The sequence below is a fragment of the Psychrobacter sp. BF1 genome, assembly GCF_019279065.1.
GTDB classification, from domain to species: domain Bacteria; phylum Pseudomonadota; class Gammaproteobacteria; order Pseudomonadales; family Moraxellaceae; genus Psychrobacter; species Psychrobacter urativorans.
On sequence record NZ_JAGYWV010000001.1, the window covers coordinates 425,552 to 440,834 of the forward strand.

18 protein-coding genes and 1 other RNA gene are annotated in these 15,283 nt (G+C 41.1%); 8 read left to right on the top strand and 11 right to left on the bottom strand.

From position 1 onward, the window contains the following. Nucleotides 1–57: 57 nt before the first annotated feature. From KZA12_RS01725 to KZA12_RS01735, 3 genes are all read right to left on the bottom strand, one after another. Nucleotides 58–258 carry a hypothetical protein gene (locus KZA12_RS01725; RefSeq protein WP_201622269.1) on the bottom strand — a complete coding sequence of 67 codons (201 nt, stop codon included), beginning with the start codon at nucleotides 256–258 and terminating at the stop codon, nucleotides 58–60. A 347-nt stretch (nucleotides 259–605) separates the two neighbouring features. Continuing rightward, on the bottom strand, nucleotides 606–2,450 hold the full coding sequence (gene creC, locus KZA12_RS01730; RefSeq protein WP_218688986.1) for a two-component system sensor histidine kinase CreC: 1,845 nt from the start codon (nucleotides 2,448–2,450) through the stop codon (nucleotides 606–608). Further along, nucleotides 2,450–3,250, bottom strand: a complete 801-nt coding sequence (locus tag KZA12_RS01735) for a response regulator (protein WP_218688987.1) — start codon at nucleotides 3,248–3,250, stop codon at nucleotides 2,450–2,452. The genes creC and KZA12_RS01735 overlap by 1 nt, the downstream gene beginning before the upstream one ends. Nucleotides 3,251–3,539: 289 nt before the next feature. On the opposite strand from KZA12_RS01735, the gene KZA12_RS01740 reads away from it, so the two are divergent. From KZA12_RS01740 to KZA12_RS01750, 3 genes are all read left to right on the top strand, one after another. After that, complete coding sequence (locus tag KZA12_RS01740; protein ID WP_218688988.1) at nucleotides 3,540–4,211, top strand: alpha/beta hydrolase; 672 nt, start codon at nucleotides 3,540–3,542, stop codon at nucleotides 4,209–4,211. Between the two features lie 194 nt (nucleotides 4,212–4,405). Beyond that, nucleotides 4,406–4,764: a transfer-messenger RNA gene (gene ssrA / locus KZA12_RS01745) on the top strand. A 441-nt stretch (nucleotides 4,765–5,205) separates the two neighbouring features. Continuing rightward, nucleotides 5,206–5,511, top strand: a complete 306-nt coding sequence (locus KZA12_RS01750) for a hypothetical protein (protein ID WP_218688989.1) — start codon at nucleotides 5,206–5,208, stop codon at nucleotides 5,509–5,511. 204 nt (nucleotides 5,512–5,715) lie between these two features. On the opposite strand, the gene KZA12_RS01755 is transcribed toward KZA12_RS01750, so the two are convergent. The 3 genes from KZA12_RS01755 to KZA12_RS01765 form a co-directional block, all read right to left on the bottom strand. Beyond that, on the bottom strand, nucleotides 5,716–5,937 hold the full coding sequence (locus KZA12_RS01755; protein ID WP_218688990.1) for a kynureninase: 222 nt from the start codon (nucleotides 5,935–5,937) through the stop codon (nucleotides 5,716–5,718). Between the two features lie 231 nt (nucleotides 5,938–6,168). Continuing rightward, nucleotides 6,169–6,588, bottom strand: a complete 420-nt coding sequence (locus tag KZA12_RS01760) for a hypothetical protein (RefSeq protein WP_218688991.1) — start codon at nucleotides 6,586–6,588, stop codon at nucleotides 6,169–6,171. A gap of 36 nt (nucleotides 6,589–6,624) precedes the next feature. Then, on the bottom strand, nucleotides 6,625–7,326 hold the full coding sequence (locus KZA12_RS01765; RefSeq protein WP_218688992.1) for a S24 family peptidase: 702 nt from the start codon (nucleotides 7,324–7,326) through the stop codon (nucleotides 6,625–6,627). Between the two features lie 99 nt (nucleotides 7,327–7,425). Here KZA12_RS01765 and KZA12_RS01770 point away from each other — a divergent pair, with 99 nt between their 5' ends. The 3 genes from KZA12_RS01770 (at nucleotide 7,426) to KZA12_RS01780 (ending at nucleotide 8,864) form a co-directional block, all read left to right on the top strand. Next, nucleotides 7,426–7,617, top strand: a complete 192-nt coding sequence (locus tag KZA12_RS01770; RefSeq protein ID WP_218688993.1) for a hypothetical protein — start codon at nucleotides 7,426–7,428, stop codon at nucleotides 7,615–7,617. Nucleotides 7,618–7,675: 58 nt separating this feature from the next. Then, complete coding sequence (locus KZA12_RS01775) at nucleotides 7,676–7,918, top strand: phage regulatory CII family protein (RefSeq protein ID WP_218688994.1); 243 nt, start codon at nucleotides 7,676–7,678, stop codon at nucleotides 7,916–7,918. A 772-nt stretch (nucleotides 7,919–8,690) separates the two neighbouring features. Then, the gene (locus KZA12_RS01780) at nucleotides 8,691–8,864 is read left to right on the top strand and encodes a hypothetical protein (RefSeq protein WP_218688995.1); all 174 of its coding nucleotides are present in this window, start codon (nucleotides 8,691–8,693) and stop codon (nucleotides 8,862–8,864) included. Between the two features lie 240 nt (nucleotides 8,865–9,104). Here KZA12_RS01780 and KZA12_RS01785 read toward each other — a convergent pair whose 3' ends face one another. Beyond that, entirely contained in the window at nucleotides 9,105–9,968 is an 864-nt protein-coding gene (locus KZA12_RS01785; protein ID WP_218688996.1) for a DMT family transporter, read from the bottom strand. A 248-nt stretch (nucleotides 9,969–10,216) separates the two neighbouring features. On the opposite strand from KZA12_RS01785, the gene KZA12_RS01790 reads away from it, so the two are divergent. Continuing rightward, a complete protein-coding gene (locus KZA12_RS01790) occupies nucleotides 10,217–11,596 on the top strand; it encodes a PLP-dependent aminotransferase family protein (protein WP_218688997.1) in 1,380 nt (459 codons plus the stop codon). Between the two features lie 214 nt (nucleotides 11,597–11,810). Then, complete coding sequence (locus tag KZA12_RS01795) at nucleotides 11,811–12,287, top strand: nucleoside deaminase (protein WP_218688998.1); 477 nt, start codon at nucleotides 11,811–11,813, stop codon at nucleotides 12,285–12,287. Nucleotides 12,288–12,390: 103 nt separating this feature from the next. Here KZA12_RS01795 and KZA12_RS01800 read toward each other — a convergent pair whose 3' ends face one another. The 4 genes from KZA12_RS01800 to rpsF all read right to left on the bottom strand — a co-directional run bounded on the left by KZA12_RS01800 (nucleotide 12,391) and on the right by rpsF (nucleotide 15,114). Next, complete coding sequence (locus KZA12_RS01800; RefSeq protein ID WP_218688999.1) at nucleotides 12,391–13,698, bottom strand: questin oxidase family protein; 1,308 nt, start codon at nucleotides 13,696–13,698, stop codon at nucleotides 12,391–12,393. 237 nt (nucleotides 13,699–13,935) lie between these two features. Continuing rightward, entirely contained in the window at nucleotides 13,936–14,445 is a 510-nt protein-coding gene (gene rplI / locus KZA12_RS01805) for a 50S ribosomal protein L9 (RefSeq protein ID WP_201622259.1), read from the bottom strand. A 20-nt stretch (nucleotides 14,446–14,465) separates the two neighbouring features. Further along, complete coding sequence (gene rpsR, locus KZA12_RS01810; RefSeq protein WP_010198808.1) at nucleotides 14,466–14,696, bottom strand: 30S ribosomal protein S18; 231 nt, start codon at nucleotides 14,694–14,696, stop codon at nucleotides 14,466–14,468. A 16-nt stretch (nucleotides 14,697–14,712) separates the two neighbouring features. Next, nucleotides 14,713–15,114: a 30S ribosomal protein S6 gene (rpsF, locus tag KZA12_RS01815; RefSeq protein WP_201622258.1), complete on the bottom strand. Its 402-nt coding sequence runs from the start codon at nucleotides 15,112–15,114 to the stop codon at nucleotides 14,713–14,715. Nucleotides 15,115–15,283 lie beyond the last annotated feature (169 nt).

Consider the following 15,283-nt stretch of genomic DNA (forward strand, 5'->3'; position numbering starts at 1 on the left):
GGGTTTTTTATCGGCTAGATATTGTGAATGCGCTTAAGCTATCACGGATTGAAGGGCTTAGGCGAGCGCTTGATAACCATCAATAGCTATACAGTGCTGATTTCTGAAGACTAGTAATAGCTTTTCACTAGGAATTGCCAACCAGTGACCGAAGTCGACACTGTCTATACCTTGAGTTAATAAGGCTTGGATACAGTCATGACGACTATAGCCTAAGCAATTACTGGTAAATTTACTGGCGATAGAGGAGTTTTTCATGAGCTTACTGGCCTATAGTTAAGTGTTTTATTAATAATGAGTTGGTTAACACTATTTTAGGATACCTAGATATAAAACTGATGTAAGCATTATGGAGATTTGATGGATTAGTAACTAAGCTTAGGGTGCTGCTATGGTTAATCCTCAATAAAAACAGGACAGCCGTTAAGGTATGCTAATGGTATAAATTCTCCTTACGTGCTGAGTTCTTAGAGGCTGCACAAAATTCATCGCAGTAGCACATCATTTGTTAAGCTAATATTTTGTAGTGAATCGACTATAGGAATAGAGTCATTTAAAGTGAAAATAACCCTCTACTATTTTGATTGGCTTTTTAGCTTTCAGTTCTAGTTGTTAGCTAATGGCAAAGTAATGCTAAAGGTTACGCCAGCGAGCTGATTAAGCATAGGGTTGGCAGCCGTATTGCTAATAGCTACTGTACCACCATGATGCTCAATGACTTGCTTGACTAAGGTTAGCCCCAGTCCAGTGCCTTTTTTGGGCATAGGGCTAGACACTACAGCTTGGTTCTGCGCCATACTCTGGAGGTAATCGTTTTGCTGAGTATCACTTGGCTGAGCATTATTTGGCTGATCAATGTTTGGCTGATCAGGGTTTAGATCGCTAGTATTGGGATAAGCAATGCTCTGATGAGATAAGCTAAAGTAACGATCGAAAGCTTTAGTCAGCGCATAGTCTGGCAGTAACTTACCATCATTGAAGATAGTGATAGTGACAGTGTGTTCGGCGTTAGTATAGATAGCAAAAATAACTTTATGATTCGCAAAGTAAATCGCATTATCCAGCACGTTTTGCAGAGCTTGTAGTAGCCAAAAACTGTCAGCATAAACCGTAGTCTTGGCAGTTAGTTGTGCTTGTACAGCGCTATTTTCAGTAATAGTTGCTAGTTGCTGGTGATTTATTTTCAGCTCAATGGCTGCTAAACGCCGCTGTTGTAACTTGGGACTGCTGTTTTTGATAAGGCTATTGAGTAGCGGTAGTAAAGCTATAGGCTGACGGTTTAATCTAAAACTGGGCTGCTCAACTTTCGCCAATAATAACAGCCGATCAATCAGCTGCTGCATCTTGATACTCTGCTCACCGATAGTTTCATTCAATAACTGCCTATCCTCAGCATCAAGCAAGTCGTCTTCTAGCAATTCGCTACTGGCACGGATGGCGGTTAGCGGACTCTTAAGCTCATGAGTCAGGGTATGCACGTAGTCGCTGACATAAGCTCGATTCTCTAGTCGATGCTTCATGGTCTCGATAGTGTCAGTCAAACTGTTGAGCTCATGGCCTAGATAGAAATAAGGCTTTTTTGTTTGTTCTGCTAAGGCACTAGTATATTGAGTGACTAAAGTGATACTTTGTTTTAGCCACCAAGCGACTAGTCCGGCTAAGATCAGCGCCGCTAGGCTAATGATGAGCATAGTAATCAGCATCTGTCGCCGAGTATGGTCCAAATAGGGCAGCACGCTGGCGACAGGCTTGCCGACACTGACCACCCCGATAATCTGGCCTGTAGCATCTTTGATAGGTTGCGCTACATACATAATGGAGCTATCAGGTCCACTATAAGTATCAGAAGTACTTCTAGCGCCATATAGTCCACGCAAGGTCAAATACACATCATTCCATTGGCTAAAATCCTGTCCTTCAGCATTAGTAGCTACGGGCAACGAGTCATAGATGACTTTACCAGCACTATCAGTGACATAAAGGCGAAAGCTACTGAATTTTTTTCGTCGATAGGCAGGTTGCTGCTGATAATTAGCGCCCTGGTTAGCCACGCTGCTATCAGTGTTCAGCGCTTTAGCTGTCGCTGGCGTGCTGGCAAAAGCACTATCGAGCTGGCTTTGATAAACGTCAGTATAGAGCTGTCCGGACTGCAACGGCAGGCGTAGATTGGCCGCCATAAGCTTACTAGTATCTAATAAAGTATCTTCAATAACTTGTTGGGCGGTAGGTTTGACGTGACCGAACAGCTGAGTAAATACTACGATACCGCAGATGATAAGCACTAGCGCTACCGCCAGCCAAATCCGAAAAAATATACTCAAGTTGAGCAAGCGCTTAGGGGGCGCATCTTGCTGCTGGGCACTACCTATCGGATGCAGTTTGGCGTACCAGTTGCTCTGGTTCAACTGCGAGTTAGCAGGGCTATGAGGGTGTTGATTATCGTCAGCCATTAGGCAGGGCACAACGCATAACCCAAGCCGCGATGGGTATGGATGACATCAATGTCTGGGCGAATAGTAGCCAGCTGTTTGCGAATGGACTTGATATGGCTATCAATAGTCCGCGCCAAACGGTGGTCGGGATAGTCACTAACGGCATTTAAGAGTTGTTCACGACTAAAGACCTGATTGGGTGCTTGTAATAAGGTTAATAAGATTTTACGTTCGGTATTGCTAAGCTCCAGCTTTCGTTGCTGCCATGTCAGCGAATAATTAAGCGGCTGATAGTACCAAATACCTGCTAGGCACTCAAAAGTTAGCGCTTGTGCTGCAGTGGTAGTATTGCTATTAACAGTCTGACTTGAGTTATAATCGAGCGAGCTTACAGAGGCATTCTGTTGCTTGGCAGACTGCTGGGTAAGTAGCTGCTCCCGACGCCAAATAGCTTTGAGTCGAGCTACTAACTCTCGGGGACTAAAGGGCTTGGCACAATAGTCATCACCGCCCATCTCTAAGCCCAAGATACGATCGACCTCATCACTACGAGCGGTCAAGAAAATGATAGGCGTGTCTTTTAACTGGTGAATATCAGGAGCGTGGCGAATCTGTTGACAGAGGCTCAAGCCATCACCATCTGGTAGACCAACATCGAGTATTATTGCCGATAGATCTTGCGCCTCAGCAGTATGTAGCATGGGCAATACGTTACTAGCATTGTCTAACCAAGTGATTTGCCAGCCTTCACGTTTGCAAGTGACTTTTAATGACATAGCGATAGCTGGATCGTCTTCTACCAATAAAATATGAGTCATGAGCGCTACTTAGTCGTTAAGACGTTAGTGGATGGATATTTAAAATATACTGGCAACAACAGTCAGTTAAAAAAAGCCATTTAACAATAGACATTGAAAACTGAGGATAAAGCATCATAAAACGCTAATGGCTAAATGGCCATAAATTGCTAATTGCTTTAGCAGTGAGCTGTTAGTGACTTTAAGAGCTTTAAATTATCGTAGCATAAAAGCCGTTCAGTATTGTTTGCTTAGCCACCAAAAGTTGTGAAAAATTGATGGATAATTTTATATAATTAAAGGATGTTTTATGAGTAACTATTTAGAGTGTGTCATAGTTGAGCACAATCCAGCCCAAAAGCAGATAGATCGCGCTGTTATTTGGTTACATGGTTTGGGTGCTAGTGGCCATGACTTTGAGCCGGTAGTACCGCAATTGGGCTTGAACGATGACATGGCTGTGCGCTTTGTATTTCCGCATGCTCCTAAGCGTCCTGTTACTATCAACGGTGGCATGATCATGCCGTCATGGTACGATATATTTGAGATGAGTTTGGATCGCAAAGTAGATGTGGCACAAATTGAGCAGTCGACTCAGTATATTCAAGATCTCATTAGCCGTGAGATAGAGCGTGGGATATCTGCTGAAAATATCGTTATTGCTGGGTTTTCGCAAGGTGGGGCAGTAGCTTATCATTTAGCGCTGAGCTATCCTAAGCCTTTGGCTGGCTTGTTGTGCTTATCTACTTATCTGGCAACCAATGACACTATTAATTACAGTGCAGCCAATAAAAAGCTGCCGATATTGATCGAGCATGGTACTCATGATCCAGTAGTGCCAGTATCGCTAGGTGAGCAGGCCTCCAAAACCTTAGCCGCTAAAGGCTATAATGTCGACTACCGTACTTATCCTATGGCCCATCAAGTATGCATGCCACAGATTCAGGGCATTGGTGTTTGGTTAAATAAGATACTTTTATAGAGTAAGCTACATACAGTGAGCTAATACTATAAAGTAAGTTATAACCAATAAAGCTATTAGTCTGCTAGGTTAGTCAACGCTATCAAGTCAGTTTGGCAAGCAAGTCTAAACAGCAGTAGATGTAACGTGATGTAATATTGTCAGTTATCGATTGAAATAGGATAGTGACTTACTATATAATACGCTCTTCTATTGGGGATGTTCTGGCTTCGACGCTGGTGATGAAACTCAATGATGCATGTCGAGAGTATATGTCCTCTCGTTAATCCAACATATATTGTTATAGTCGCAAACGACGAAAATTACGCTCTAGCAGCTTAAACCCTGTTTACTTGGTTGCTGATCACCTACAGTTGGTCAACTAAGTTGAAGCGTCCGCATGTAGGATCGCCACAAGGGATTGTCTCAATCCTTTGGGTTCAAAAGTAGAGACTCGGCTAATCCATCCTGACTGTCGGATCGGTGCAGACTAAAATTAAAGACAGAAACTAAACATGTAGATTCATGAGCGTAATGCTGGCGGACGCGGGTTCAACTCCCGCCATCTCCACCAAATATTAAAAATCCGATCACTTAGGTGGTCGGATTTTTTTATGTCTGGATTTTGAGCAAGTAAGAATACAGTAGCTAGATGAGCATTATGGCGTGTAACAACGTAATCCTAAAAATGAGTATAGTACGCACAGTAACAGGTTTTTCAGGAATATAGAGATATAGAGATATAGAGGATGGTTGTTTGAGTAGGCTAATCGCTATTAATAATCTGTTATATATACCTGTTTTTTTAGAGTCAATAAAAGAGCTTTTTACATATATTAGAACCTGTTGGAATTAGCATTCAAATTCAAAGCATACAAAAAATATTGGTCGATTTTATAAGACGTAGGGCGTGAGTATTAATTATGCTTACATTTATTTTTGTTAGAGTATGAATTATTTTAAATAAAATTTTGGAGTCATATAACGCGTAAACTTACTATCATCTTGCTTTGTAATGTTTGCTCATGCTGAGCGTTATGATATTTACTTGCACGAGCAAGCCAGCCTGAACAATGCGCCTTTAATGGTCAATAGTGGAATAGATTTTGACAGGCTATCGAGTAGTTTTGCAGAAGGACAGAGCATAAGAAAAGCATGGGATGCTCGTAAAACTAGAAAACAGCATGAAAAAGCTATGCAAGAGTTGATTAGTCTTAATCTGAAAGACAATAACGTTGTAGTAAATTTTGCGAAAAAATATCCATATAAAATTGATAAATTAAGAGAGATTTTTTTAATACAAAACCAACTTACTAATTAGACCACAAGTCGCCGGCTAATCCACAATGACTTTTTAGAGAGTCGGTTAGTATGGTTGCCTGTTCGCTCTTTACCTCTAAGGCGTTTCCTACATTATCTATGTGGTCTTGACCTGATCTGCTATATTAGTCATCAGGCGAGCAGTGATTGTTACTCAACTGAACTCTCCCTGTAAGCCAATTTCAAGCGTGCTGGCTTTTACCCATTAATTATTCCATAGCGACCCATAAGTACCACAGTTTCGCTCTATAGCATTCATGGTATCTTCAGTCGTATAATTGTCAGCTCTCCATTCATCTACGCTCAACTGTATATAGGCACGGCAGTTGCTAGGATGACCCGATGATCCAAGTTCAGGCTTGCTGTTATGGTCACCGCTACAAGCTGAAATAAATAATATCGCTATTAAGATGGGTATATTTTTCATGCAAACTATATCTCCAGGCTATCAAAGCTTAGGGTTTTCAAAACATAATTCTATAACTGTAGAATCGCAAATGACTTTTAATTTTGAGAAATGCTTGCTCACCGCGCATTTTTACTAATCCTAATCCAGCGCTTCACGATACCATCGCAATGGTAGCGTGTGTACTTACATGGATAAATTGAAAAAGTGGCAATTCAGCGATATTGGCATAGTTCCATTAGAGTCCCAGCTTTATTTTATGCCTGAAAAATTACATATATCTTTAAACCATATTTCGCCATAGGTATCTGGAAGTACTGGCTGAAATTTAGTTATATCGACATTTCTCACCTCATTTGTAATGCTATATGCCACAGTACCATCCACTCGATAGAGGTAAGAAGAGTTCTTAATAAATTCGTCTTCTTTACATTTTATGTAATATTCGTCTAATTTAGAGACAATATTATCATCTCTATTATTAAAAGTAGTTTTAACCCATCCAGATATCACTGGGCTAGTGGATGGAAAAGATGTTTTAATTCTTTTTATTTTGTCGGTATTAATCGTATTAACATCACCATTATCGCTAACAGTTGATATTTCCCAGCCCGATGCAACAGCCATCGAAGAGCTAGTAAAAAGTAGTATAAAAAATAGTATTCTCTTCATAAGTAAGTCCTTTGTATTATTTATATGCTTTCATATCTATCTATACCTAACAAACTTACTGTCCACTATACCCACCAACGAGCATTCACGCATTGAGACCATCTTTTGATCAGGCCAATCAGGATTAAGGAGTTTTAAGTACATGTCATCAGGGCCGTCACCAATAACAAGCTGCTTAAACGTGGCTTGTTTATCATCATTGCAGTGGGTAATAATTAAATCACCATCTTTTAGATCCCAAGGTGCTATCTCAGGCTCGATGTAAATTATTTCATCTGGCTTAAACTCAGGCCACATACTTCTGCCTTGAATGACTAATCCAAACGCATGCTTGGACAAGTATTGTGGTCGTGCAATCCAATCTGTCACATCATCTATAGTTACTGGCACAACATTACAAAAGCTACTGGCAGCGACCCAGCTAATTACAGGCATCATACCATCCATACTGTCCATGCCATAATCTAAAGGTACTTTTGCAGTATTATTAGGTATGCCTTTTTGTGACTCATTAACCTCAAAGGTGCTATTCATACGTCCTACACCTGATAACAACCAATCGGTATTGCATCGCAAATAAAAAGCGAGTTTTGTAGCGTATGCTCCAGATGGTTTTGTGTCTCCATTCACCCAGCTTGAAATGGTTGCTTTACCTGCGCCAATCCCTCTTTTTATATCAGCCTGCGTAATGCCAAGGTCACTCATTCTTATAAGAATTCTGTCTGCCATGCTGCTCATGATCAATACTCCTTTGTTCGCATATCAAAACACATTTGGTTGGCGTAAGCTAGAAACATTTGTTCTAACAAACGAACGAATATGGATGGGAAGACGAACATGATCTTTAAAAAACTTATTAAGCACTTTGATTGTCATAGCTATCAAACTATAGGTAGAAAACTTGGAATCCCTCATAGCAATCTCAATTACTACAAAAAGCATGGGCTCCCTGCTGGTAGGCAGGCAATTATTGAAATCCAAACTGACAAAAAGCTTAAAGCTGATTTGACATCTATCAATGAAGAATAAGTAAATCATACAACTTGCCAGCAACGAACAAAACGTTTTAATAAATAGGTAGAACACAATGAACGTAATAGACGCAACACCTGCCACAGTACATAACCCTAAGCATGGCGGTAATATTGCATTGGCATCACGCATGGACATGTCTAACACCATGCTAAATAATAAAGTAAACCTAACTACTAATACCCATAATCTTCGCCTTGATGAAGCGTTGACGGTTATGGAGTTTACTGGCGATCACAGCATCATTCAAGCAATGGCTCATCAATTGAGTGGTAAGTTTACGATGTTGATGATCTAAACAAAGCTAGTGGCAATAATAAAAACCATAAAGTTAATAAGTTCATGCAATTAAAGCCCAAACTAAAGAGGCATATCAATAGCACGCTTCGACAGATGCAGCTCACCCTTGAGCTAGTAGGAGGTACTGATATTGATAAATAATAAACATCACTTAGTACCATACCCTGTTGTTATGGTGGCTTACTTTATAGGTAGTCATGCCTCACATGCTATGAGCCATTAAGCATGTTGTAACGTGCAAGGGTTAAAGCCTATGGGTAGCGTATAACAGATATCTTTGCAACGACTAGCTAGCAGATACAGGCAATAAGAAAACGTTTAAGCTGGCATGACGGATAGCATCAAAATAGTTATAAATATATCCTATCCTTTCTATAATTTAGTCAACGGGAACGTATGACACAGCAATGGCTACTTATAAAATAGATAACGCTGATGACTACTGTACAACCGCTCAAAAATTTTAAATCTTAAAAGCTGATCTTTTGATTTATAGGTGGGTATTTAAAATTCGAAATTTTCGCTTAGGATAACGCTAAAGTAATGCATATTACGTGAATATTTTATTAACTATCAATCACTTAGCGGTTAATAATAGTGCAAATAACCGCTGCCACTATTGTGTGTAATGCTAATTACCATGAGACCAATGACCTAGGATAAGGTGCGGCTGTGAACTATTAAAAACATAAGCTAAATTATGATTGATGAAAGGGTTGGACGGTGATATGGTCCGAGCTTATATCTTTCTATTCTTGAGGGAGTTACTTATGAAAATTTGGTCAGCTTTTATTGTTTCTATGTTAATGATGTCACCAGTTGTACAAGCGAATGCCCAGAACTATCCTTGTTCTAAAAGTATGGGCGGGGTATCGCACTGCCAAAATGGTAAATTTGTTTGCAATAATGGTAAGATTAGTCAGTCTAAAAAAGTGTGCAGTTAATAAAAATCAATAAAATTGTTTTTTCTAAAGGGTGTAGCCGTTAGTAAGTTATAAATGACTTTGCCACTCAACCGTCAAAATTTATATAACTTAGTAGTTTGTATTTAACTTTTAGTTTTTATCCTCTATAACAGCTATTAGCAATCCGGTCATTTAATTGATCGGATTTTTATAAGTAAATTTTCTGTAGGTATTTATATTGATCTACTTAAAAAGCATTTAATAGTAAAACCAAAGCTGCTAAACCGCATATTTCTTCGCTCCGATCACGCATATTATAGCGCCCAAAGTACTCACTAACATGCCAACGCTGACAGACTCATGCAGTAATAGTGCGGCTAAAGTCAGACCCATAAAAGGTTGTAACAGCTGTAGTTGACCGACCGCCGCAATACCGCCCAAGGCTAAGCCTCGATACCAAAAAACAAAGCCGATAAACATACTAAATATCGAAACATACATTAGGCCAGCCCAAGCAGTAACGCTGACTTCTGCTAAAGAGTCAGGCCAAGTTAAGCAGATAATAGGGAGCATAATAGGTAACGATAAAACTAAGGCCCAGCTAATCACTTGCCAGCCACCAAGTGTTCTGGATAGACGTGCGCCTTCAGCATAACCTAAGCCGCAGACTATCACAGCGCCTAGCATCAGTAAGCCTCCTAACAACGAGCTATGAGCACTGCTTATTGCCGCATAACCTGCTATAAATGAGCTACCTAACAATGCAAATAGCCAAAATAATAATGGGGGACGTTCACCGCCACGCCAAACTGCAAATATAGCTGTAAACAGCGGCAAAACTCCTAAGAATACGATAGCGTGTGCTGAGGTAACGTACTGCAATGCTAAGGCGCTGAGTAAGGGGAAGCCGATGACTACGCCAAAAGTAACGATAGCTAAGCTAGGGAGATCAGCTTTAGTAGGCATAGGCTGTTTGAGTAGTAGCAACACTGCGCCACCGAGTAAGGCGGCAATAGCGGCTCTGGCGCTCGTAAGAAATACAGGGTCGAGTCCCATGACCGCTAAGCGAGTTGCTGGTAGAGAGCTGGCAAAAATAACTACCCCAATAAAGCCACTAAGCCAGCCTTGAGCGCTGTTTTTCATTATAGATATCATCCTGTATTTGATTTTGGGTTTGAGCTTGAGTCTAAGAGGATGATTAAAACAAAAGCGCGGTAGGTTATCTATATACAATCCAGTACAATTAAGCAGAACTGTTTGGTATGTTTAACCCATACAGGGCGGTTTTAAAGCTGATTTTTATATTATTTTTAGCACCAGTCTACGACAGGCAACAAAGATGATGACAAGCTTATAAGCTAAAAGGTAGCGGCTATTAAGATGAGTAAAATATGAAAGCTGAGTTAACAAGAATCGAAATAGTGATGGCTGAAGTCAAAGAAAAAATAGCCACAGTGATCTATATGCCGGGTACACGCCTGCCCTCTGTGCGTGCCGCTGCTAAGACTAATGGCTTCTCAGCTTCGACAGTAGTAGAAGCTTATGAGCGTCTGCAAACGCAAGGGATAATATACTCGCGTCCTGGCGCTGGTTTTTATGTCGCTGACTCTATAGCGCCCTTGTCGCTAGCGGATATCGGACCTAATCTTGATCGGGCGGTAGATCCATTATGGATATCACGGCAGGCGCTTGAACCTGCTGACGATATCTTAAAGCCAGGCTGTGGTTGGTTACCGCCGGACTGGTTATATGAGCAAGGTATGCGTCGTGGATTAAAGACTGTAGCGCGAGCTGATGCTAAGGTAATGAGCGAGTATGCCACGCCTTTAGGTTTATTGGAGTTACGTCAATTACTGACTAGACGTATGGCGGGCTTAGGTATCGAGGCAGAGCCTGCGCAAGTGATATTGACCGATTCTGGTACGCAAGCGATAGATTTAATCTTTCGCTTCTTATTAACGCCGGGTGATACGGTAGTCGTTGATGATCCTTGTTACTTTAACTTTCATGCGTTACTTAAAGCCCATCGGGTAAAAGTAGTCGGGGTGCCATACACAGCGACTGGCCCAGACGTAACTGCCTTTGCGGCGATATTAGCAGAGCATAAACCACGGCTATATATAACTAACGCCGCTATTCATAATCCTACAGGGGCGACTTTATCACCAGCCACTGCTTACCAAGTTTTACAACTAGCGCAAGCAGCGGGTCTATACCTCGTTGAAGATGATATCTTTGCCGATTTTGAGACCACACCAGCGCCACGATTGGCAGCATTGGACGGTTTATCACAAGTGTTCTATATCGGCAGCTTCTCTAAAACTTTATCGGCGTCATTGCGCTGTGGCTATATTGCAGCACCGAAAGAGTGGGTCGAGAGCTTATTGGATCTAAAGATAGCTACTGGCTTTGGTGGTAGTCAGTTAGCAGCGGCGGTCGTGCTGTCAGCTTTGACTGATAGTGGCTATCGTAAGCATATCAATACGGTTCATACCCGCTTAGCAAAAGCTCGTGCGCAGACAGTGCCAAGACTGGCCAAATTGGGTATCGTGCCTTGGTTGATACCGCAGGCAGGTATGTTCTTATGGTGTCAATTACCTGATGCTAGTAGCGCTGCTGAATTGGCAACTCACTGCTTAGCGCAAGGGGTAGTATTAGCGCCGGGCAATGCTTTTAGCCAAGCACAGAATGCGCAGAATTTTATGCGGTTCAATGTGGCGCAAGCGTCTGATGCGAGAATTTATGAAGTATTAGCTGGGGCTTTGAATTGAATTCGGTTGGCTTGACAATTGACATAGGGATGGCAATACTCTATGCCTGCTGAATCGGCAGGGAAGCTTAGTTATCTTTGAGCAAACCAACAAAAAGTAGTCCAATAACAACTTAGTTCACTGAATAATTAAGGCTTTTTAAGCGTATTTATAAGCTAGTAGCGATAATCATGGCTAGCGTTTTTGTTTTAACTAAAATATAAAGGACAAAATAATGAAAAATCAATTAACTGACTTTGATAGACAGATGATAGCAAGATCTGTTGAGCTTGCCATTGAAAACGTAGATAAAGGCGGCGAACCTTTTGGCGCTGTTCTGACCAAAGGCGAAGAAGTTATCACAGAAGCGGTCAATGAGGCTTATATCGATTATGATCCTACGGCACATGCAGAAATGCAAGCCATTCGTCAGGCTGGCAAAGCGTTGAACTTAGCTCAAGATTCTGGGTTTACTATGTATGCAAGTGGTAAGCCTTGCGCTATGTGTATGGCCGCTATGCTGAATGTAAGGATAGCACGGATAGTGTTTGCAGCAGATGATGATCTTGGTGATGCTTATGGATGGGGCACAGAGACTTTATATGATAAACTCAAAAAAGACTTTGGTCAGCAAGGTGTCGAAGTCGTATATTGCCCAGATGCAAAAAGCAAAGAAGCCTTTGAGGCATATGATAAGAAAAATAAAGCATAAATAGTAGATCGCTAAATAAAAAAGTAAGCCAATAACTCAAAGTTACTGGCTTATTTTTTGGCTGTTTCATCTTACAATGAGTTGACATAAATAGGATCAAAACTTACCGACCAAACCAAAGATTATCTTCAAGTCCGCCGCTTTGATTAGGGGTGGTGATATGACGCGCAGCTTTTGCAAATATATCATGTGAAGCTTTAGAAAACGTTTGCCATTCCGCCCATCGTTTCAATACATATACTGTCTTTGGTACATGCTCATCTAGACTCTCGGTAGTTGATTGCAAGATTTGTAGCCACCACGTCTTTAGTTCTTCATTTAATTGGTAACCGCTAGTCTTTCCCTTTTCTTTACGAGCATTCCATTGTTCCAACATTATAATAGTATCTGTCACGCTAGGACTGCCTTGAACGATAACGACGGCTACTAGCGCTCTAAACCAATATCCCAAAGCATTACGCTGTGCATGGTCATCGAGATGTGGCAGCACGCACAATACTGCATGTAGGCTGGTTAATCCATGTACGATAAAGAACTCATTATCGCTAGCGTACACCGCAGCCGCTGCAATAACTGTTAGTACTTCAATAGAAGCCGTTAAATCTTCACCAATCTCAGGTAACCTTAGTGTCACCATGTTGTTAAGAAACTGTGCCATAGGCTCATCAGGGTTATCAAAAGTAATCAAGCGCTGCTGAAATTTACCTCTATTTAACTTTTTATAATCTTCAGTTTTACTTAATATATAAGCTTGTTCCGTCAGCTTAGCAGTTCTATCATCGGTTAGAATTTGCTTAAGTGCTTCGAGCATATTTGGCGCATCAGGTGACCATAGCTGACAAGGTTGATAGTTACTATGGTTTGCGCCAGTTGCTAATGGCTGAAAGGCTGTGGCCATATAAGCTAGTCCTTCGGCAGCCATATCATTACACTCTACATCGACTGCCCAGCCTGTATGAATGACTGGATGTAGCGCAGCTCCTGCTAGGCCTTCAGACAATGTAGGGTAGTAGCGTTTAAGACAAGCGCTTAAGCCTAGCTCTACTATTTTTGCATCAAAAAAGTCTCGATACGACTCAAAGCCAATACGGGTGGATTGCAAGTTATTGAGCCAGTTAGCTTCTGTTATTTGTGTATAGTCTATCGGGTTATTACGAGGAGCCTCTAGCATTGACAGCTCTGTTGCAGGGTTGACAGAGGTGTTGTTGCTTGAGCTATTAGTCGCCTTAGTAGTATAAACTTGTTCCCACCACTGCATTTTTTCATAGCCCGCGCCAGCAGCGTCTAAAGCTATCCAATTATGAGTGAGGTGATTAGATAGATAACCTCCATACTCAATGTGCCAGTTTCGACCACGCTTAAGCCACCCCTGTAAATGTTCAGAATAATGAGGTGTTGAATAAAAGGTCATAAGAACTCCTATTTGCTGATAAATCGATAGCGCTAGCCGAGTAGATGAACTTATAAACCGTTATGCAAATTTAAAATATCCCCTAATAGGCAATAGCCCATTAAATCAGCAATCAGCAATCAGCAATCAGCAATGATCTATAATAAGTAGCCTAACCATAGTAAATCTCCTGCATAAAAAAAGCCAGCAACGTAAAGTTACTGGCTTTTTTTAGACTTAAACTAGCTATGCTAAAGATTACTCTTCAGAATAGTCTTCGCTTTCGTCTGCTGCATCTTCTTCTAGATCTTCGTCATCGCCATCTTCAGATAGGATAGTAACTAAGATAGTAGCAGTAACGTCATGATGTAGTTGAATATCAACACTATATTCACCCACTTGACGCAAAGTACCTTCTGGAAGTTTGATTTCAGCACGGTCAACTTCTAGGCCAGAGTTGGTTAACGCTTCAGCGATATCGCGAGTACCGATAGAGCCAAATAGTTTACCTTCGTCGCCTGATTTTGCACGCATGATAACATTAACATCAGTCAAGGCATCAGCACGTTCTTGAGCTACGCTGACTTCTTTTGCTTCTTCAGCTTCAAGCTCAGCACGACGTGCTTCGAACTTTTCAATGTTAACTTTAGTCGCAGGCAAAGCCTTGCCATGAGGGATAAGAAAGTTACGTCCGTAACCTGGTTTTACATCGACAGTTTCACCGAGTCTACCAAGGTTGACGATACGCTGTAACAAAATAATTTGCATGAGTCATTCCTAGTTAACGGTTAACCCTGATGGTTATCAGTGTATGGTAATAGAGACAGATAGCGAGCCTGCTTGATAGCAGTAGCTAGCTGACGCTGATATTTAGTAGAAGTACCAGTAATACGACTTGGTACGATTTTGCCATTATCACTGATATACTGTTTTAGCAATTCAACATCTTTATAATCGATGTGAGTGATGCCTTCAGCAGTGAAACGGCAGAATTTGCGACGGCGATAGAAACGTGCCATGAGTATTCTCCTTTAATTAGTCATCACTGTTGTTGTCGTTGTCGTCATTATCATCACGATCTGGACGACGAGTAGTAGCTTTGCGTGCGCGTTTTTCATCGGCATTCTTGGCTAACTGCGACTCTTCAGTGACAGCTTCGTCACGGCGCATAACTAGACTACGAATGATCGCGTCGTTATAACGGAACAATTCTTCAAGTTCAGCTAAAGTATCACCGTCAGTTTCGATATTGAAAAGGACATAATGAGCTTTGTGAATCTTGTTGATTGGGTAAGCCAGTTGACGACGGCCCCAATCTTCTAAACGATGGATAACGCCATTGTTGTCTTGAACCAACTTGATATAGCGTTCAACCATGCCGACCACTTGGTCGCTTTGGTCTGGGTGTACAATTAACACCACTTCGTAATGTCGCATTTGGACTCCTTACGGATTAGTAGCTATCAACCCTATGTTAATAGCAAGGAGATTTATAAAGTAAACCTAATATCAAAAAAATCAGCTAAAAAATAAAAATCAGCTAAAAAAAGTAACAAATAAGCTTAGTATATAAAGCGCCGTATTATAACAGTAACTGGCTATTAAT